This is a genomic window from Burkholderia sp. AU28863 (assembly GCF_002223195.1).
GTDB classification, from domain to species: domain Bacteria; phylum Pseudomonadota; class Gammaproteobacteria; order Burkholderiales; family Burkholderiaceae; genus Burkholderia; species Burkholderia sola.
This window is the reverse complement of the sequence record NZ_NKFE01000003.1, coordinates 1694990-1713625: the sequence shown is the minus strand read 5'-3', so window position 1 is coordinate 1713625 and position 18636 is coordinate 1694990. Positions and strand designations below refer to the sequence as shown.

General features: G+C 68.1%; 17 protein-coding genes. 10 read left to right on the top strand and 7 right to left on the bottom strand.

Annotated elements, in window-relative coordinates; genetic code table 11:
• The first annotated feature begins 78 nt into the window (after window positions 1-78).
• Complete coding sequence (locus tag CFB81_RS10345; RefSeq protein ID WP_069617691.1) at window positions 79-984, top strand: LysR family transcriptional regulator; 906 nt, start codon at window positions 79-81, stop codon at window positions 982-984.
• Window positions 985-1143: 159 nt separating this feature from the next.
• On the top strand, window positions 1144-1578 hold the full coding sequence (locus CFB81_RS10340; RefSeq protein ID WP_050012929.1) for a universal stress protein: 435 nt from the start codon (window positions 1144-1146) through the stop codon (window positions 1576-1578).
• 193 nt (window positions 1579-1771) lie between these two features.
• Here CFB81_RS10340 and aceA read toward each other — a convergent pair whose 3' ends face one another.
• The 3 genes from aceA to CFB81_RS10325 form a co-directional block, all read right to left on the bottom strand.
• A complete protein-coding gene (aceA, locus tag CFB81_RS10335) occupies window positions 1772-3079 on the bottom strand; it encodes an isocitrate lyase (protein ID WP_089435225.1) in 1308 nt (435 codons plus the stop codon).
• Window positions 3080-3470: 391 nt separating this feature from the next.
• Window positions 3471-5021 (bottom strand): DEAD/DEAH box helicase, encoded by a 1551-nt coding sequence (locus tag CFB81_RS10330; RefSeq protein WP_089435224.1) that lies wholly within the window; start codon window positions 5019-5021, stop codon window positions 3471-3473.
• Between the two features lie 357 nt (window positions 5022-5378).
• Window positions 5379-5648, bottom strand: coding sequence for an acyl-CoA-binding protein (locus tag CFB81_RS10325; protein WP_089435223.1), 270 nt, complete (start codon window positions 5646-5648; stop codon window positions 5379-5381).
• Window positions 5649-5795: 147 nt separating this feature from the next.
• Here CFB81_RS10325 and tsaB point away from each other — a divergent pair, with 147 nt between their 5' ends.
• Genes tsaB through CFB81_RS10305 form a run of 4 tightly spaced genes read left to right on the top strand, consistent with a single transcriptional unit; the run spans window position 5796 to window position 9040 of the window.
• Window positions 5796-6563, top strand: coding sequence for a tRNA (adenosine(37)-N6)-threonylcarbamoyltransferase complex dimerization subunit type 1 TsaB (gene tsaB, locus CFB81_RS10320; RefSeq protein ID WP_069617687.1), 768 nt, complete (start codon window positions 5796-5798; stop codon window positions 6561-6563).
• On the top strand, window positions 6560-7060 hold the full coding sequence (gene rimI, locus CFB81_RS10315) for a ribosomal protein S18-alanine N-acetyltransferase (protein WP_069617686.1): 501 nt from the start codon (window positions 6560-6562) through the stop codon (window positions 7058-7060). Before tsaB ends, rimI begins: the two co-directional genes overlap by 4 nt.
• A complete protein-coding gene (locus tag CFB81_RS10310; RefSeq protein ID WP_089435366.1) occupies window positions 7047-8078 on the top strand; it encodes a uracil-DNA glycosylase in 1032 nt (343 codons plus the stop codon). Before rimI ends, CFB81_RS10310 begins: the two co-directional genes overlap by 14 nt.
• A complete protein-coding gene (locus CFB81_RS10305) occupies window positions 8075-9040 on the top strand; it encodes a DUF1853 family protein (RefSeq protein WP_089435222.1) in 966 nt (321 codons plus the stop codon). Before CFB81_RS10310 ends, CFB81_RS10305 begins: the two co-directional genes overlap by 4 nt.
• An 18-nt stretch (window positions 9041-9058) precedes the next feature.
• Here the strand turns inward: CFB81_RS10305 and thiD are convergent, their stop codons facing one another.
• Window positions 9059-9868 carry a bifunctional hydroxymethylpyrimidine kinase/phosphomethylpyrimidine kinase gene (gene thiD, locus CFB81_RS10300; protein ID WP_089435221.1) on the bottom strand — a complete coding sequence of 270 codons (810 nt, stop codon included), beginning with the start codon at window positions 9866-9868 and terminating at the stop codon, window positions 9059-9061.
• A 58-nt stretch (window positions 9869-9926) separates the two neighbouring features.
• Window positions 9927-11234 carry a lysophospholipid transporter LplT gene (gene lplT, locus CFB81_RS10295; RefSeq protein WP_089435220.1) on the bottom strand — a complete coding sequence of 436 codons (1308 nt, stop codon included), beginning with the start codon at window positions 11232-11234 and terminating at the stop codon, window positions 9927-9929.
• 218 nt (window positions 11235-11452) lie between these two features.
• Between lplT and alr the strand changes: the two genes are divergently transcribed.
• From alr to CFB81_RS10280, 3 genes are all read left to right on the top strand, one after another.
• Window positions 11453-12523 (top strand): alanine racemase, encoded by a 1071-nt coding sequence (alr, locus tag CFB81_RS10290; protein WP_069617682.1) that lies wholly within the window; start codon window positions 11453-11455, stop codon window positions 12521-12523.
• An 11-nt stretch (window positions 12524-12534) separates the two neighbouring features.
• Window positions 12535-13911: a DNA repair protein RadA gene (radA, locus tag CFB81_RS10285; protein ID WP_069617681.1), complete on the top strand. Its 1377-nt coding sequence runs from the start codon at window positions 12535-12537 to the stop codon at window positions 13909-13911.
• Window positions 13912-14059: 148 nt separating this feature from the next.
• A complete protein-coding gene (locus tag CFB81_RS10280; RefSeq protein WP_089435219.1) occupies window positions 14060-14326 on the top strand; it encodes a DUF2866 domain-containing protein in 267 nt (88 codons plus the stop codon).
• Window positions 14327-14521: 195 nt separating this feature from the next.
• On the opposite strand, the gene CFB81_RS10275 is transcribed toward CFB81_RS10280, so the two are convergent.
• Window positions 14522-16453, bottom strand: a complete 1932-nt coding sequence (locus CFB81_RS10275) for an ATP-binding cassette domain-containing protein (RefSeq protein WP_089435218.1) — start codon at window positions 16451-16453, stop codon at window positions 14522-14524.
• Between the two features lie 136 nt (window positions 16454-16589).
• On the opposite strand from CFB81_RS10275, the gene CFB81_RS10270 reads away from it, so the two are divergent.
• Window positions 16590-17069 (top strand): glutathione peroxidase, encoded by a 480-nt coding sequence (locus CFB81_RS10270; RefSeq protein ID WP_069617679.1) that lies wholly within the window; start codon window positions 16590-16592, stop codon window positions 17067-17069.
• Window positions 17070-17126: 57 nt separating this feature from the next.
• On the opposite strand, the gene cls is transcribed toward CFB81_RS10270, so the two are convergent.
• Window positions 17127-18566, bottom strand: coding sequence for a cardiolipin synthase (cls, locus tag CFB81_RS10265; protein ID WP_089435217.1), 1440 nt, complete (start codon window positions 18564-18566; stop codon window positions 17127-17129).
• Window positions 18567-18636: the final 70 nt, after the last annotated feature.

The following is an 18636-nucleotide window of genomic DNA, read 5'->3' as shown; positions in this document are numbered from 1 at the left end:
ATCTTTTACTTTCATATACCTAATCTTGTGCGGCTCAAGTTATTCGAAGGGCGGCGATGCCGTCCTCCCGACGGAGTCATGGACCGGTTCAAACAGATCGAAACGTTCGCCGCGGTCGCGGCCAAAGGCAGCCTGTCGGCGGCCGCGCATGCGGAAGGCGTCGCGCCGGCGATCATCGGCCGCCGCCTCGACGCGCTCGAGGAGCGGCTCGGCGTGAAGCTGCTGGTGCGCACGACGCGCAAGCTCACGCTGACGTTCGAGGGGTCGGCGTTCCTCGAGGATTGCCAGCGCATCATCAACGAGATGCAGAACGCGGAAGCGAGCGTGTCCGCCGGCGGCGTCAAGGCGAGCGGCCATCTGCGGATCTCCGCGCCGGCCGGCTTCGGCCGGCGGCACGTCGCGCCGCTCGTGCCCGAATTCAGCGGCGCGCATCCGGACGTGTCGGTGACGCTCGACCTGTCCGACCGGATGGTCGACCTCGTCAACGAGGGGTTCGATTGCGCGGTGCGGCTCGGCGAGCTGCCCGATTCGTCGCTCGTGTCGCTGAAGCTCGGCGAGAATCGCCGCGTGTGCGTCGCGTCGCCCGCGTATCTCGCGCGGCGCGGCACGCCGGCCACGCTCGCGGAACTGGCGCGGCACAACTGCCTCGCGCTCGCGGCCAATGCAAACCAGCAGCGCGGCTGGGCGTTCCAGGAAGGCGACAAGGTCGTGTCGATCCGCGTAAACGGCACGATGGAATGCTCGGACGGCGCGGTGCTGCACGAGTGGTGCCTCGCAGGGCATGGCCTCGCATGGCGCTCGTGGTGGGAAGTCGGCGAGGACATCGCGGCCGGCCGGCTCGTCAGCGTGCTCGACGCCTTCGCTGCGCCGCCGATCGGCATTCATGCGGTGTTTCCGCAGCGCCGGCACCTGCCGCTTCGCGTGCGCCTGTTTCTCGATTACCTGAAGCACACGTACGAGCGGCCCGGCTATTGGGGCGAGTAGGTGCTGCGCGTCCGCGTGTTTCCGATATGAGGGCGAACCCGCTGACGGTGCGGCTTGCGCGGTTTCACCCACTACAATCGTAAGAGGCATGCACGCCGTGTCGCGGCCGGTTCGGCCGGAGCCGGGGCGCGCGGCGTGCGATTGACGAAGGAGGGCGCGATGTTCCGGCACATCCTCGTTCCAACCGACGGTTCCGAACTGTCGCAAAAGGCGATCGACGGCGCGATCGACCTGGCGCGCGCGGTCGGCGCGCAGGTCACGGCCTACGCGTGCCTGCCGCAATACCCGTACTCGCCGTTTTCCGAAGTGATCATCGAGCCGCCCGCCGATTTCCGCGCGCGCAGCGAGCGCGAGGCGCGGGCGCATCTCGACGAGGTGGAAGCGGCGGCGAAGGCGGCCGGGGTCGCGTGCGATACGTGGACGAGCGTGCATCCGTCGCCGTATCTCGGCATCATCGAGGCGGCCGAACGCGGCGGGTGCGACGTGATCTTCATGGCGTCCCACGGACGCCGCGGGCTCGGCAGCCTGCTGATCGGCAGCGAGACGCAGCGCGTGCTGACCCATACGAAAATTCCGGTGATCGTCTATCGGTAGGGCAGCGCCGGCCGTGGCCGGGCCAGGCTGCGCCGCAGAAAAAGGGCGCGCCGGACGAAGCCGGCGCGCGGCGTTGCTGGCGGCCCGCAGGCCGCGCGGCCGGTCGCGCGATGGGACTCGCGCGCCTGCCGTCTCCTCCCTGATTGTTGTTCCGGTGGCCGATGCCGCGGCATCGGCGTCACGCTTGGGCGGGTTACGCGACCTTCTTGCCGTCGAAGAACTGTTCGTCCTCTGTCGAGCCGTGCAGCGCGGTCGTCGATGCTTCGCGTTCGACCGTCTGCGTCACCGCGTCGAAGTAGCCCGTGCCGACCTCGCGCTGGTGCTTGACTGCCGTGAAGCCCTTGTCGGCCGCCGCGAACTCGGCCTGCTGCAGTTCGACGAACGCGCTCATCTGCGTGCGGGCATAGCCGTGCGCGAGGTTGAACATCGAGTAGTTCAGCGCATGGAAGCCGGCCAGCGTGATGAACTGGAATTTGTAGCCCATCGCGCCGAGTTCCTTCTGGAACTTCGCGATCGTCGCGTCGTCGAGGTTCTTCTTCCAGTTGAACGACGGCGAGCAGTTGTACGACAGCAGCTTGCCCGGGAACTGCTTGTGGATCGCTTCCGCGAACTTCTTCGCGTACTCGAGATCGGGCTTGCCCGTTTCGCACCAGATCAGGTCCGCGTACGGCGCGTACGCGAGGCCGCGCGAGATCGCCTGTTCGAGGCCCGGCTTGGTGCGGAAGAAGCCTTCCACCGTGCGCTCGCCGGTGAGGAACGGCTTGTCGTTGTCGTCGACGTCGGACGTGATCAGGTCGGCCGCTTCCGCGTCGGTGCGGGCCACCAGCACGGTCGGCGTGCCCATCACGTCGGCCGCGAGGCGCGCGGCCGACAGCTTCGCGACGGCTTCGCGCGTCGGCACGAGCACCTTGCCGCCCATGTGGCCGCACTTCTTCACCGACGCGAGCTGGTCTTCGAAGTGGACGCCCGACGCGCCGGCCTCGATCATCGCCTTCATCAGCTCGAACGCGTTGAGCACGCCGCCGAATCCGGCTTCCGCATCGGCGACGATCGGCGCGAAGAAATCGACGTAGCCTTCGTCGCCCGGGTTCTTGCCTTCCGACCACTGGATCTGGTCGGCGCGCGTGAGCGTGTTGTTGATGCGCTTGACGACGAGCGGCACCGAGTTCGCCGGGTACAGCGACTGGTCCGGGTACATTTCGCCCGCGACGTTCGCGTCGCCGGCCACTTGCCAGCCGGACAGGTAGATGGCCTTCAGGCCGGCCTTCACCTGCTGCATCGCCTGGTTGCCGGTCAGCGCGCCGAGTGCGTTGACGAACGGCTCGTTGTTGACGAGGCTCCACAGTTTTTCCGCGCCGCGCCTGGCCAGCGTGTGCTCGATCGGGATCGAGCCGCGCAGGCGGACCACGTCCTCAGCCGAGTAGTTGCGCTTGATGCCCTTCCAGCGCGGATCGGTTTCCCATTGCTGCTGCAGTTCCTGTGCCTGTTGCTGACGCGACATGATGAGCTCCTTGATGCGATGTATGCGTGACGGGCCGAATCTGGCGGTGACGATGCGGTTCGCGAGGCGGGGAAGCGATGCGTTCCGGTTCGCGAAGTCTTGTATAAGAGTCTAGGCAAATCGGTGGGAGCGAAACAGGGGCTGTCTTGGGAAGCGTGGATTTTTTTAGTTGTTTTTAATCAATGGTTTGCCATTGTAATTTCGAGATAAGAAATGCGGTTTCCTATCCCGCAATCGCGCGGGTTGTGCCGTGCAGCATGATTTTTTACGACGCAAAAAAATTTTCCGCATCGTGAAATTGACGCGAGGCAAAAAAAACCGGCGCGGATGCGCCGGTTGGCTGGATGGGCATAGCCGATCCGCGGGGCGGCCGAGGGCCGCCCGTGTGTGCTTACGATGCCGAGTTGCTGCGGCGCGGGCCGCCGCTGCGCTGGCCGTCGCGACGCGGGCCGCCGTCGCGGCTGCCGCCCGGCTTGCCGCTCCAGCCGCCGCCATTGCCGCCGCCGTAGCTGCGACCGTTGCCGCTGCCGTTGCCGCCATAACCGCCGCCCGGCTTGCCGCCGAAACGACGACCGCCGTTGCCGCCGCCCGGACGACCGCGGCCGCCGGTGCCGCCGTTACGCGGAGGCGACTTGCGCGGCTCGAAACCTTCGACCACGTTGACCGGCAGCGGCGAGCGCACGAAGCGCTCGATACGCTTGAGCGCGCCTTGCTCGGCGTGGTGCACGAGGCTCACCGCGGTGCCCGAACGGCCCGCGCGACCGGTACGGCCGATACGGTGCACGTAGTCTTCCGCGAACTTCGGCAGGTCGTAGTTGAACACGTGCGTGATGCCCGGGATGTCGATGCCGCGTGCCGCGACGTCGGTCGCAACCAGCACGCGCACACGGCGCTCGCGCAGCGCGCGGATCGTGCGGTTACGCGCGCCCTGCGGCAGGTCGCCGTGCAGCGCGGCCGACTCGAAGCCTGCGTCGGCGAGGCGGCCGGCGAGCTGGTCGGCGTCGATCTTGGTCGCCGTGAAGATGATCGCCTGGTCGAGCGCGTCGTCGCGCAGCAGGTGATCGAGCAGGCGATCCTTGTGATCGCGGTCGTCGACGTAGTGAACCGTCTGCGCGATGTTCGTGCGCGATTCGAGGCGCTGCTGGATCTCGATGCGTTCCGGGTCCTTCAGCAGGCGGCTCGTCAGCGAACCGATCTTGCCGTCGAGCGTGGCCGAGAACAGCATCGTCTGGCGCGATTCCGGCGTGGCGGCGACGATCGTTTCGATGTCTTCGATGAAGCCCATGTCGAGCATGCGGTCGGCTTCGTCGAGCACGAGCATCTTCAGTTCGGACAGGTCGATGCGGCCGCGCTCGAGGTGATCGAGCAGGCGGCCCGGCGTGGCAACCAGGATTTCCGGGTTCTTCGCGAGCAGCATCAGCTGCTGGCCGTAGGCGACACCGCCGAGGATGCTGACCGTGCGCAGGCGCTTCAGGTGCTTGCCGTACGTCGATGCGGCCGTCGTGACCTGCATCGCGAGTTCACGGGTCGGCGTCAGCACGAGCAGGCCCGGGCGCGCGACGGGTTGCGGGCGGCGCGCGCGGCGGTCGCCCTGGTTCGGGTCGCGCGGCGCGCGCGGCTGCTGCGCCTGCGTCTTCTGGAGCTGCGCGAAACGTTCGATCGCGGGCAGCATGAATGCGGCGGTCTTGCCCGAACCGGTCGGGCTCGACACCAGCAGGTCGCGGCCGGCGATGCCGGCCGGAATCGCGCGCTGCTGGACCGGCGTCGGCTTCACGTAGCCGGCGGCCTGCAGCGCGGAGACGATCTCCGGCGACAACCCGAGCGACGCGAAGCTCGGCTCGTCCGACGCCGGTTCGACCGCGGCCGGTGCGGCGGCGGCGTCGAGACCGAGCGCCTGGTCGGCGATCGCGTTGAGCGGGCTGCAGTTGATGCTCGAAGTCATAACAATCCTTGAAACACAGTGGGTGAAACGTCGGCGCCAATCGCGCATACCCAAGTCGTCGGATTCAGCGAGCAAATCGGGAAACGGGTGCAATCCGCCGAACCGTCGGCGGATGAGGCATTAGAAGCTGTTTTGGGTGCGGCGCGCTTCAGGAGCGGGGCCGCCAGCCTAGTTGACGACCGCAAGGGTCGAAGCAGGAGGGGACAGGTTCTAAACCGGATTGGAGCTTAACGCTACGAGGCGTCGGGCCGGAACGGCTTGCGAGCCGAGCGCGGGAGGTGACGCAGGCCGCATTATAAAGAAATTTGCTGCGCTGCGCCACTGATTTGATTGCCGATTGCGATGACGGCGATCCGGTCAGGACGCCGTGCCGTTTTTCAGCGATTCGACGAGTTCGATGTACTGCTGCTTCGCCGCATCCTGCGGCGTGCCCTTCAGCGCTTCCCACGCATCGTACTTGTATTTGCCGACGATGTCGGTGAAGCCCGGCTTGTCGCCGTGCGCGTCGCCGTCGGTCGCCTGCTTGAAAAGCGCGTACAGGCGCAGCAGGGTCAGGTTGCCCGGCCGTTCCGTCAGTTGCTTGACGTCGATCTGGGCCTGGTCGAATTGGGCGGCGAGTTCGCTCATCGGGTGTCTCCGTAAGGGTTTCAGATCGGCCGATCTTAACAAGCGGACCGTCGCGCCGGGTCGAGCGATCCTTCCAAACCGCGGCCGGCGCCGCACGTGCGCACAGATCGGGCCCGATTGCCCGTGGGAGCGGGGCGGCGCATTACAATGTCGGCCATGACGCAAACAGTGCTCCTCGCCATCGACACGTCGACCGAATACTGCTCGGTCGCGCTGCTGCGCTCGGCCCCGGCCGATGACGCCGTTTCCACTCCGCAAACCTGGGTCCGTCACGAGCTGACGGGCGCCGTGTCGAGCACGCGCGTGCTGCCGGCGATCCAGGAACTCTTCGCCGAATCCGGGCTGACGCTCGCCGACTGCGACGCGATCGCGTTCGGCGCGGGCCCCGGCTCGTTTACGGGCCTGCGTACCGCGACGGGCATTACCCAGGGCCTCGCGTTCGGGGGCGGGCTGCCGGTCGTGCCGATCGGCACGCTGCTCGCGTGCGCCGAGCATGCACGGCTGCGCGCGCCCGGCACGGCCCGCGTGCTCGCCGCGCTCGACGCGCGGATGGATGAAGCCTATTGGGCGGATTTCGAATGGGACGACAGCGTCGGCGAATGGCGCACGCTGCATCCGGCGTCGCTCGACGCACCGGGCGCCGTCGGCGTACCCGACGCGCCGTTCACGCTCGCCGGCAACGCGGCCGCGGCGTTCGGCGCGCAATTGCCGGCTGCCGCGCGGGCCGCCGCGATCGACGGCGATGCGCTGCCGCATGCGCTGGCGGTCGCGCATGCCGCGCTGCGGGCGTTCCGCGCGGGGCGGGCGGTGCCGGCCGACCAGGCCGCGCCCGAATACGTGCGCGACAAGGTCGCGCAGACCACGGCCGAGCGCCTCGCCGCCCGGGCCGCGCAGACGGGCGGAGCGAAGGGATGACGGGCGTGCTGCTGAGCGACCGCTATCTGGCGCCGATGACGGACGCCGATCTCGACGAAGTCGTCGCGATCGAGCAAGTCGCGTACGAATTCCCGTGGAGCCGTGGCAATTTCGAGGATTCGCTGCGTAACGGCTATCTCGGCGTGTGCCTGCGGCACGTGACGGGCTCGCTCGTCGGCTATTGCGTGCTGATGCCCGTGATCGACGAGATGCATCTGCTGAACCTGTGCGTCGCGCCGGCCGCGCAGCATGCGGGCGCGGGCCTCGCGCTGCTGCGCGAGGCGGTGCGTATTTCGCGCGCGGAGCGGCTCGACGGCGTGCTGCTCGAGGTGCGGCCGTCCAACCCGCGCGCGATCCATCTGTACGAGCGCTTCGGCTTCGTGACGATCGGCCGGCGCAAGAACTACTATCCGGCGAAGCATCGCAGCCGGGAAGACGCGATCGTGATGCGTCTGACGCTGAACAAGGACGAGGGGGATGCGCATGGCGTGGGCTGAAGCGGCGCTCGAGGAACTGGGCCTCGCGCAGATCTGGGTGCGGCGCGGGCAGCGCGCGGACGAAGGCGCGGCAGCCGACGCGCCTGCGGTCGCGCACACCGCCGCGACCGATGACGGTTCCGCCGTCGCGGCCGATCGGCCGGTGCGTGCAGCGCGTACACCGGTGCAGGACGATGCGCTGGCGGCCGTCGCGCGTGGCGCGGCTGGCGCCTCGGCGGCTCGCGACTCGGCGGTGTCGGTGCAGGGGGGCGACGATGGCGATCGCCGGGCTGCGCGAGCTGTATCGGCCGCATCGCCCGATACGATGCCGCCGCAGGATGATGCGCCGGCTGCAGCGGACGACGATTTCGCCTGGTTCGACGCGGCGCCGCCGGCCGAGTCCGCGCCCGTGCCGCTCACCGAATCGCGCCCCGCCGGCACGCCGGTTGCCGCGCTCGACTGGGATGCGCTGGCCGCGCGCGTGGCCGACTGCACGCTGTGCCGTCTGTGCGAGAAGCGGACCAACACCGTGTTCGGCGTCGGCGACCGCGAAGCGGACTGGATGCTGATCGGCGAAGCGCCGGGCGAGAACGAGGACAAGCAGGGCGAGCCGTTCGTCGGCCAGGCCGGCAAGCTGCTCGACAACATGCTGCAGTCGTTGTCGCTCAAGCGCGGCGACAACGTGTATATCGCGAACGTGATCAAGTGCCGGCCGCCCGGCAACCGCAACCCGGAGCCGGACGAGGTCGCAAGCTGCGAGCCGTATCTGCAGCGCCAGGTCGCGCTCGTGAAGCCGAAGCTGATCGTCGCGCTCGGCCGTTTTGCCGCGCAGACGCTGCTGAAGACGGATGCGAGCATCGCGTCGCTGCGCGGCCGCGTGCACGCGTACGAGGGCGTGCCGGTGATCGTCACCTACCACCCGGCCTACCTGTTGCGCAGCCTTCAGGACAAGTCGAAGGCGTGGGCCGACCTGTGCCTCGCGCGCGACACGTTCAAGCGCGCGGACGGCGCCGACGCGAACGGTCCGGCCGGGTCATGACGACCGGCGCGGCGTGCGCGTTCGTCGATACGCTGCATGACACCGCGGTGCGCGATCTGGGCTGGCTGCTGGCCAGCCCGAGCCTGCTCACCGCGGTGCCGGGCGCGCCGCTCGCGCGCCCATGGCCGGATGCGGCGGGCCAGGCGGCCGTCGAAGCCTGGCTCGCCGTGCTCGATGCGCAGCCCGGGCCGCTGCATCGCGCGCTCGACCGGTGTCGGCCCACCCGGCTCGGCCGCTACGCCGAATGCCTGCTCGAATACTTCCTGACGCACGGGCCGTCGCTGCGGCTCGTCGCGGCCAATCTCCCCTTGCGCAGCAACGGCCGCACGCTTGGCGAGGTTGATTTTCTCGTCGATGCACCGGACGGCCGGCGCCTGCACTGGGAACTCGCGGTGAAGTGTTATCTGTGCGCGCCGGTCAGCGACGGCGCGTCGCTCGCCGACTTCGTCGGCCCCAATCTCGTCGACCGGTTCGACCGCAAGCGCAGCCGGCTGCTCGACCATCAGTTGCGGCTCGGCGAACACGACGGCTTTGCCCGGCTCGGCTACGGCGCGCCGTCCGACGCGCAGATGTTCATCAAGGGCTGGCTGTTCCATCCGCACGGTGCACCGGTGCCGCCGGTGTCCGCCGAAATCGCGCCGGATCACCCGCGCGGGTTCTGGCTGACGCATGCGCAGTGGCCGGCGTGGGCGGCCGCGCAACGTGACGGCGCGGCATGGAGCGTATTGCCGCGGCTGGCGTGGCTGGCGCCGCGACGTGTCGCCGCCGGCGCGGGGTTCGCGCCCGAGCCGCTGGCGAGCGCACCGGAACTGCCGCCCGTACTGGCGACGCGCCAGGCGCCCGACCTGATCGGCATCCATGAAAAGGGCGGCGACGGCACGTGGCGCGAGACGGCGCGCGGTTTCGTCGTGCCCGACGACTGGCCGGCGCGCGCGCAGGCGTTCGCCGCGCAGGATCGCTGACGCCGCGCCAGCGGCCGCTCACCACCAGCGATGAAAGTGATGGACCGGGCCGACGCCGTGCCCGACGTCGAGGCGACCGCTCGCGGCGATCGCGCCGGTCAGGTAGGTCTTTGCCTCGCGTACCGCGCTTTCCAGATCGGGTTGCTGCGGCAGCAGCGCGGCGATCGCCGACGACAGCGTGCAGCCGGTGCCGTGCGTGTTGCTGACCGGCACGCGCGCGCCGTCGAGCCGCACGGTGCGGGTCGCTTCGACGAGCCAGTCGGGGCTCGCGGACGCGTCGGGCAGGTGGCCGCCCTTCATCAGCACGGCGCGCGCGCCCGTCTGCAGCAGCGCCTGGCCTTGCCGGACCATGTCGTCCTCGGTGGTGGCGGGCGCAACGTTCAGCAGCGCGGCCGCTTCGGGCAGGTTCGGCGTGACGACCGTCGCGAGCGGCAGCAGCGTGTCGCGCAGCGCGGCGACGGCATCGGGTGCGAGCAGCGCGTGCGAACTCTTCGAGATCATCACCGTGTCGAGCACGACGAAGCGCGGTGCGTAACGGCGCAGCGCGTCGGCCACCGCCTGCACGATCGCCGCGTTCGCGAGCATCCCGATCTTGACCGCGTCGATGCGGATGTCGTCGAACACCGCGTCGAGTTGCGCGGTCACGAACGCGGCGTCCGGCGCATGCACGCCCGTCACGCCGCGCGTGTTCTGCGCGGTCAGCGCGGTGATCACGCTCGCGCCATACGCGCCGAGCGCGGAAAACGTCTTCAGGTCGGCCTGGATGCCTGCGCCGCCGCCCGAATCGGAGCCGGCGATCGTCAGGAGGTTGGGTATCGGGTGCGTCATGAGGGCAACGCGCCGGTTCGAGGGCCGGCGCCGGCGGACGAAAACGGAAAGTGTAGCGTCAGTGCCGCGATTCGCCGATCAGCGCGACCGAGTCGAACTGACGCTGGTTCGCCTGGTGGCGGCGCATCACGAGCCACATGGTCAGGCAGACGAACGTGCCGAACAGCACGATCACGACGCCGACCGGCACGTCGAGCCACACGAGCACCGCATACAGGCACAGCATCACGAGCACCGACAGGTTCTCGTTGAAGTTCTGCACCGCGATCGAATGGCCGGCCGACAGCAGCACGTGGCCGCGATGCTGCAGCAGCGCGTTCATCGGCACGACGAAGTAGCCGGACAGCGCGCCGACGCCGATCAGGAAGATGTACGCGACGATCAGGTAGAACGGCAGGCGCAGATGGCCGAAATGCACGGCCCAGTGCGACGGGAACAGGTCGCGCGTGTAGAACGCCATCAGCATCACCGCGATGCCCATGACGATGCCGACGGGCAGCACGGTCAGCGACTTCTTCAGCGGAATGCGGGCGGCCGCGGCGATCGCGCCGGCCGCGACGCCGACCGCGACCACGGCCTGCAGGATCGCGCCTTCGGACAGCGACATGTTGAGCGACACCTCGGCCCACTTCAGCACGATGAACTGCAGCGTCGCGCCCGCGCCCCAGAACAGCGTGGTGACCGCGAGCGAGATCTGGCCGAGCTTGTCGCGCCAGAGCACCATGAAGCAGTCGGCGAAATCGGTGAGCAGCTTGACCGGGCCGCGTTCCTGCTTCGGATAGCGGGCGCCCGTGTCGGGAATGCGCAGGTTGAACAGTGCGGCGACCACGTAGATCGCCATGATGATCGCCATCGCGGCTTCGGCGGGCGTGCCGATCCAGGCAGGGGTGTGCGCGATCACGTGCGCCGCGATGTGCGGGCTGATCAGCGCGCCGCCGAGCACGGTGCCGAGGATGATCGAGCTGACGGTCGTGCCTTCGATCCAGCCGTTCGCGGCGACCAGCCGGTCGGCCGGCAGCAGCTCGGTGAGAATCCCGTATTTGGCGGGCGAGTAGGCCGCCGCGCCGAACCCGACGATTCCGTACGCGATCAGCGGATGGGCGCCGAACAGCATGATCAGGCAGCCGACCACCTTGATCGAGTTGGTGATGAACATCACGCGGCCCTTCGGACGCGAATCCGCGAACGCACCGACATACGCCGCCAACACCACATACGACAACACGAAGAACAGCTTCAGCAGCGGTGTCATCCAGTTGGGGGCGTGGAGGTCTTTCAGCAGGGCGATGGCGGCGATGAGAAGCGCATTGTCGGCCAGCGACGAGAAAAACTGCGCGGCCATGATGGTGTAAAAACCTTTTTTCATCTGATGCGATGCTTTCGTCGCTGCGGCAGGGCCGCGTAGGCCGCCTGGTATGCGATCGGCTTATTCCGTTCGAAATGGGTTGTGCGCACGGCTTTATAACATGAAAATACGCGAATTCGGACTAGCAAGATTCCCCGATCGTTCCGCAAATTGTCGGCTTCGGTGCTCAAAAGGCGCGGTAAGCTGATGATTCGCAAGCGTCTTTACGTAAATTTCCCATGCCGCGCCCGATCTCCGCCACCATCCACACCGCCGCTCTCGCGAACAATCTCTCCGTCGTCCGCCGCTTTGCCGGCCCGTCCAAGGTCTGGGCGGTCGTCAAGGCCAACGCGTACGGCCACGGTCTCGCCCGTGCGTTTCCGGGCCTGCGCGGTACCGACGGCTTCGGCCTGCTCGACCTCGACGAGGCCGTGAAGCTGCGCGAGCTCGGCTGGGCCGGCCCGATCCTGCTGCTCGAAGGTTTCTTCCGCTCGACCGACATCGACGTGATCGACCGCTACAGCCTGACCACGACCGTCCACAACGACGAGCAGATGCGGATGCTGGAAACGGCGCGGCTGTCGAAGCCCGTCAACGTGCAGCTCAAGATGAACAGCGGGATGAACCGGCTCGGCTACATGCCGGAAAAATACCGTGCCGCGTGGGAGCGCGCCCGTGCGTGCCCCGGCATCGGCCAGATCACGTTGATGACCCATTTTTCGGACGCGGACAACGAGCGCGGCGTCGCCGAGCAGCTCGCGACGTTCGAGCGCGGCGCGGAAAACATCGCCGGCGCGCGCAGTCTCGCGAATTCGGCGGCCGTGCTGTGGCATCCGGATACGCACTTCGACTGGGTGCGGCCGGGGATCGTGCTGTATGGGGCGTCGCCGTCCGGGCTGTCGTCCGATATCGCCGATACGGGGTTGAAGCCCGCGATGACGCTCTCGTCCGAGCTGATCGCGGTGCAGACGATCGGGAAGGGGCAGGCGATCGGCTATGGCTCGACGTTTTCGGCGCAGGCGCCGATGCGGATCGGCGTCGTCGCGTGCGGCTACGCGGACGGCTATCCGCGCGTGGCGCCGGAAGGCACGCCCGTGATCGTCGACGGCATTCGCACGCGGATCGTCGGTCGCGTGTCGATGGACATGATCACCGTCGACCTGACGCCGTGCCCGCAGGCCGGCGTCGGCGCGCGCGTCGAGCTGTGGGGCAACGCGCTGCCGATCGACGACGTCGCGCGCCATTGCGGGACGATCGGCTACGAGTTGATGTGCGCGGTCGCTGCCCGCGTGCCGGTGCGAGCGGAATAAGGGCGTCGCGCGTGGCCAAGCAGAAAACCGTTTACGTCTGCAGCGAGTGCGGCGGACAGACCCCGAAGTGGCAGGGCCAGTGCCCGTCGTGCCAGGCGTGGAACACGCTCGTCGAATCGGTCGCCGAGTCGCCGGCCGCCCATCGATTCCAGTCGCTCGCGAAGCGGGCGCCGGTCCAGCGTCTCGCCGACATCGAGGCCGCCGACGTACCGCGCTTCTCGACCGGCATCGGCGAATTCGACCGCGTGCTGGGCGGCGGGCTCGTCCCCGGCGGCGTCGTGCTGATCGGCGGCGACCCGGGCATCGGCAAGTCGACGCTGCTGCTGCAGTCGCTCGCGGATATCGCGAACGCGCGGCGCGCGCTCTATATCAGCGGCGAGGAATCGGCCGCGCAGATCGCGTTGCGCGCGCAACGGCTCGCGCTGCTCGACGGCGGCGCGCCGGCGGCCGAACTGAAGCTGCTTGCCGAGATCCAGCTCGAGAAGATCCAGGCCGCGATCGACGCGGAGCGGCCGGACGTGGCCGTCATCGACTCGATCCAGACCGTCTATTCCGAAGCACTGACGTCGGCGCCGGGCTCGGTCGCGCAGGTGCGCGAGTGCGCGGCGCAGCTCACGCGCATCGCGAAACAGTCGGGCACCGCGATCATCATGGTCGGCCACGTGACGAAGGAGGGCAACCTGGCCGGCCCGCGCGTGCTCGAGCACATCGTCGACACGGTGCTGTACTTCGAGGGCGACACGCATTCGTCGTTCCGGCTGGTGCGCGCGTTCAAGAACCGCTTCGGCGCGGTCAACGAACTCGGCGTGTTCGCGATGACCGAGCGCGGGCTGCGCGGCGTGGCCAATCCGTCCGCGCTGTTCCTGTCGCAGCACGAGCAGGTCGTGCCCGGTTCGTGCGTGCTCGTCACGCAGGAAGGCACGCGCCCGCTGCTCGTCGAAATCCAGGCGCTCGTGGATACGGCGCACGTGCCGAACCCGCGCCGGCTCGCGGTCGGCCTCGAGCAGAACCGGCTCGCGATGCTGCTCGCGGTGCTGCACCGCCACGCGGGCATCGCGGCCTTCGACCAGGACGTGTTCCTGAACGCGGTGGGCGGCGTGAAGATCACCGAGCCGGCCGCCGACCTCGCGGTGCTGCTCGCGATTCACTCGTCGATGCGCAACAAGGCACTGCCGAAAGGGCTGATCGTGTTCGGCGAAGTGGGGCTGGCCGGTGAAATCCGGCCGTCCCCGCGCGGGCAGGAACGGCTGCGCGAAGCGGCGAAGCTCGGCTTCACGTCCGCGCTGATCCCGAAGGCGAATGCGCCGAAACAGCCGATCGAAGGGCTGAACGTGATGGCCGTCGAGCGGCTCGAGCAGGCGATCGACCGCGTACGCGATCTTGAATGAGCGGCCCGGCGCGCGCACGGGCCGTGCGTCGCCGGGCGATCTGTCGCGTAATTCGCTGTAAAGAATATGTAGGCTGCTGTAACCCGCCGGACATCGCTTTTCCCTATCCTTTGCCGGATTGTCGAACCGCGCAATGCGAAGGGAACCTATGTTGAAATCGTATGGGGAAGCGCCTGGCGGACGCCTTTACAACCTGCGCGGCTGCCGCGTGTCGGAGCCGATTCGCCAGCCGTGGGGCGGCGGATGCCGGATCGTCGAGTGGATCGACGACGAAGGGCGCCTGGCGCGCAAGGTCGTGTCCGAGGATGTGACGGAAGCGGAAGTCGCCGCGGCGATCCGCCGGCCGACCGAAGGGCGCCGGTACCTGATGGACGACGACGAGCAGATGCCGCGCGATACGCTGCCGCGCCGCTGACAGGATGGCGCGGCGGGCATACGGGCCGGCCGACGCAGCCACGTCGAACGCAGCCGAGACGACGAGGCCGGGCCAGGGTGCCCGGCCTCGTCGTTTCCGGGGCCGCAGCGGCCGGGCGGGTTCGTGGGGTGTCAGCACCCCACGCGCTGCGCCGCCGATGACGCGCTCGTCGGCTGACGGCGCCGATGGCCGCGTTCAGCCGATCTGCTCGAGTTCTTCCTGCGCGGCGAGCCAGTCCGCCTCGGCCGTCTCGAGCCGGGTCGTGACCTCGCCGAGCTTGCGGATCGCGTCGGTCAGTTCCGTCTTGCGCGCGGCTTCGTAGCTGGCCGGATCGGCGACGAACGCGTCGAGGCGCGCCTTCTCCGCGTGCAGCGCTTCCATTTCCTTTTCGAGCTTCGTGATGCGATTCTGCAGCGGTTTCTTCAATTGCGACAACCGCTGGCGCTCTTCGGCCGCCTGGCGCTTCTGGTCCTTGCGGTTGACGCCCGGATCGGCGCCCGCGGCTGCCGCGCTGTCGGCCTTCGCGGCCGCGCGCTGCTCGGCCGCATGCTGCAGCAGCCAGTCGCGGTAGTCGTCGAGGTCGCCGTCGAACGGCTGCAGCCGGTGCTTCGCGACGAGCATGAACTGGTCGGTCGTCGCGCGCAGCAGGTGGCGGTCGTGCGACACGAGGATCAGCGTGCCCTCGAATTGCGCGAGCGCCATCGTCAGCGCATGGCGCGTTTCGAGGTCGAGGTGGTTCGTCGGTTCGTCGAGCAGCAGCAGGTTCGGCTTCTGCCAGATGATCAGCGCCAGCGCGAGCCGTGCCTTTTCGCCGCCCGAGAACGGCCCGACCGGGCTGGTCGCCATGTCGCCCGAGAAATTGAAGCCGCCGAGGAAGTCGCGCAATTCCTGTTCGCGCGTGTCGGGCGCGAGCCGCGCCAGATGCGCGAGCGGCGAATCGTCTTCGCGCAGCGTTTCGAGCTGGTGCTGCGCGAAATAGCCGATCGTCAGTCCCTTGCCGTCGCGGACGTGCCCCGACAGCGGCGCGAGCGTGCCGGCCAGCGTCTTGATCAGCGTCGACTTGCCCTGACCGTTCGCGCCGAGGAGGCCGATGCGCTGGCCGTTCTGGATCGACAGCGCGACGCGCTCGACGATCGGGATGTCCGTTCCGTCGTCGGCGTGGTAGCCGCAGCGGACGTCTTCCATCACCATCATCGGGTTCGGCGCGGCATCGGGCGTGCGGAATTCGAACGTGAACGGCGACGCGATGTGCGCGGGCGCGATCAGCTCCATCTTCTCGAGCGCCTTCATCCGGCTTTGCGCCTGCTTGGCCTTGGTCGCCTTGGCCTTGAAGCGGTCGACGAAGCTCTGCAGGTGCTCGATCGTCTTCTGCTGCTTTTCGTACGCGCTTTGCTGCAGCGCCAGTTGCTGCGCGCGCAGCACTTCGAACTGCGAGTAGTTGCCGCCGTAGCGCTTCACCTGGCGGTTTTCCAGATGCAGCGTGACGTTGCAGATCGAATCGAGGAATTCGCGGTCGTGTGAAATTACGACGAGCGTGCCGGGGTAGCGGTGCAACCAGTCTTCGAGCCACACGATCGCGTCGAGGTCGAGGTGGTTCGTCGGTTCGTCGAGCAGCAGCAGGTCGGAGCGGCACATCAGCGCCTGCGCGAGGTTCAGGCGCATGCGCCAGCCGCCGGAGAAGCTCGCGACGGATTCGCGCGTTTGCGCGAGCGTGAAGCCGAGGCCGAGCAGCAGCGCTTCGGCGCGGGCCGGCGCGGTGTAGCCGTCGGCGTCGGCGAACGCCGCGTGCGCGTCGCCTTCGGCGGCGCCGTCATGCGCGGCCGACGCGGCGGCGATGCGGGCCTCGATCTCGCGCAGCGCGGTATCGCCGTCCAGCGTGTAGTCGAGCGCGGAACGATCGACCGCGGGCGTTTCCTGCGACACGTGGGCGATCCGCCACGACGGCGGCATCGAGAAATCGCCTCCGTCGGAATGCAGCTCGCCGCGCAGGACGGAAAACAGCGTCGACTTGCCGGCGCCGTTCGCGCCGATCAGGCCGGCTTTCTCGCCGGGATTGAGCACGAACGAGGTCGACTCGAACAGCGGCTTGGTGCCGCGCGCAAGGCTGAACTGATTGAAACGGATCACGGCGGAAATGACTGGCCAAAACCGCTATTCTAGACCGCGCGCCGATCCCGCCGGGCATCGGCCGTTCGGCGGATGCCGCAACGGCGCAATTTCGCCTAGACTCGACGTCGATCCGGTTTCGTAAAAGGAGTGCCCGATGTCCACCCTGTATTCGTTCAGCGCAGAGACGCTCGCCGGTGCGCCGGTATCGCTCGACGCGTATCGCGGCAAGGTGCTGCTGATCGTCAATACCGCGAGCGAGTGCGGTTTCACGCCGCAGTACGCGGGTCTGCAGAAGCTGTACGACCAGTACGCGGCGCGCGGCTTCTTCGTGCTCGGCTTCCCGTGCAACCAGTTCGGCAAGCAGGAGCCGGGCGACGCCGAGCAGATCGGTGCGTTCTGCGAACGCAACTACGGCGTCACGTTCCCGATGTTCGCGAAGATCGACGTGAAAGGCGACCATGCGCATCCGCTGTATCGCTACCTGACCGACGAGGCGCCCGGCATTCTCGGCCTCAAGGCGATCAAGTGGAATTTCACGAAATTCCTGATCGACCGCGACGGGCGCATCGTCAAGCGCTACGCGCCATCCACCAAGCCCGACGAAATCGCGGCGGACATCGACAAGTTGCTGTGACGGCGCGGCGTGCGCAGCGCCGGTGCGGATCGTGCGGGGCGGCGGTCGGCGCGGCCGTTACAGGATCGGCGCGAACAGCCGTGCGACGTGCATCGCGATGCGCCGCCAGGCGGGCGACTGCCGGTATTCGTCCGCGTCGACCTCGTACGCCTGCGCGAAGTCGGCGTTGAGCATCGTCTCGACCTCGTCGGCGAATGCCGGATCGACGGTCAGCACCATGACCTCGAAATTGAGGCGGAACGAACGGTTGTCGAGATTCGCGCTGCCGATCGCCGCCGCGATGCGGTCGATCAGCACGACCTTCTGGTGCAGGAAACCGGGCCGGTAGCGGAACACCTTCACGCCCGCATCGACGAGGTCGCGCGCATAAAGCTTCGACGCCTCGAATACGACGTAGTGGTCGCGCCGGCTCGGAATCAGGATGCGCACGTCGACGCCGCGCATCACGGCGAGCTTCAGCGCGGAGACCACGGCTTCGTCGGGAACGAGGTACGGCGTGGTGATCCAGACCCGCTCGCGGGCGGCATTGATCGATTCGGCGAAGAACAGCGAGCCCGTTTCCTGCTTGTCGGCGGGTCCCATCGGCACCGCGAGGCAATGCATGCCGTCGCCGGGCTGCGCGGGCGGCGGCAGCGCGATGGGCGGCAGTTTCTGCGTCGCCCAGTGCCAGTCTTCGGCGAACACGTACTGGATGCTCGCCACGACGGGGCCGCGTATCTCGATGTGGGTGTCGCGCCATGGCGACAGGCGCGGATTCGCGCCGAGATATTCGACGCCGACGTTATGGCCGCCGACGAACGCGCAATTGCCGTCGACGACGACGATCTTGCGATGGTTGCGGAAGTTCAGCTGGAAGCGGTTGACGAATTGCCGGTTGGTCGCGAACGGATGGACCTCGACGCCGCCGCGGCGCAATGCGTCGACGTAGCTGTGCGGCAGGTCGAAGCTGCCGATGCTGTCGTACAGCACGCAGCAGCGTACGCCGGCGGCCACGCGTGCGAGCAGCGAGTCGCGCAGCATCCGGCCGAGCGCATCGTCGCGCACGATGAAGAACTGGACGAGCACGTAGTCGCGCGCGGCGTCGATCGCCGACAGGATGGCCGAGAACGTCGCGTCGCCGTTCACGAGCGTGCGTACCGAATTGCCGCCGAGGAACGGCATGCCGCCGAGCCGCGTGAGCGCGAGCACGGCAGCCTGTCCCAGCGCGTCGGCGGCCGGCCCGTCGGTCGCGTCGGTCGCGCGCCACGGCGAACGCGGTGTGTGCGTGCGCAACATTTCGAGCTCGTGGCGCCGGGCGTCGACGTAGCCGGAGAATTTGCTGCGGCCGAGGAACAGATACGGAACGAGCGTCAGGTACGGCATGGCCGTGAGCGAGACGGCCCACGCGATCGCGCCTTGCGACGTGCGCGTGTTCATGATTGCGTGGCATGCCGCGACGATCCCGAGCACGTGGATGGTCAGGATCAGGGTACCGAGATGTAGCCAGTCGAGGGTCATGGGCGCGTAAAGGACTTCCGAGCGGACTCCCGAGCGGACTTCCGAGCGTGCTCGCGAGGGAGTTCCGGAG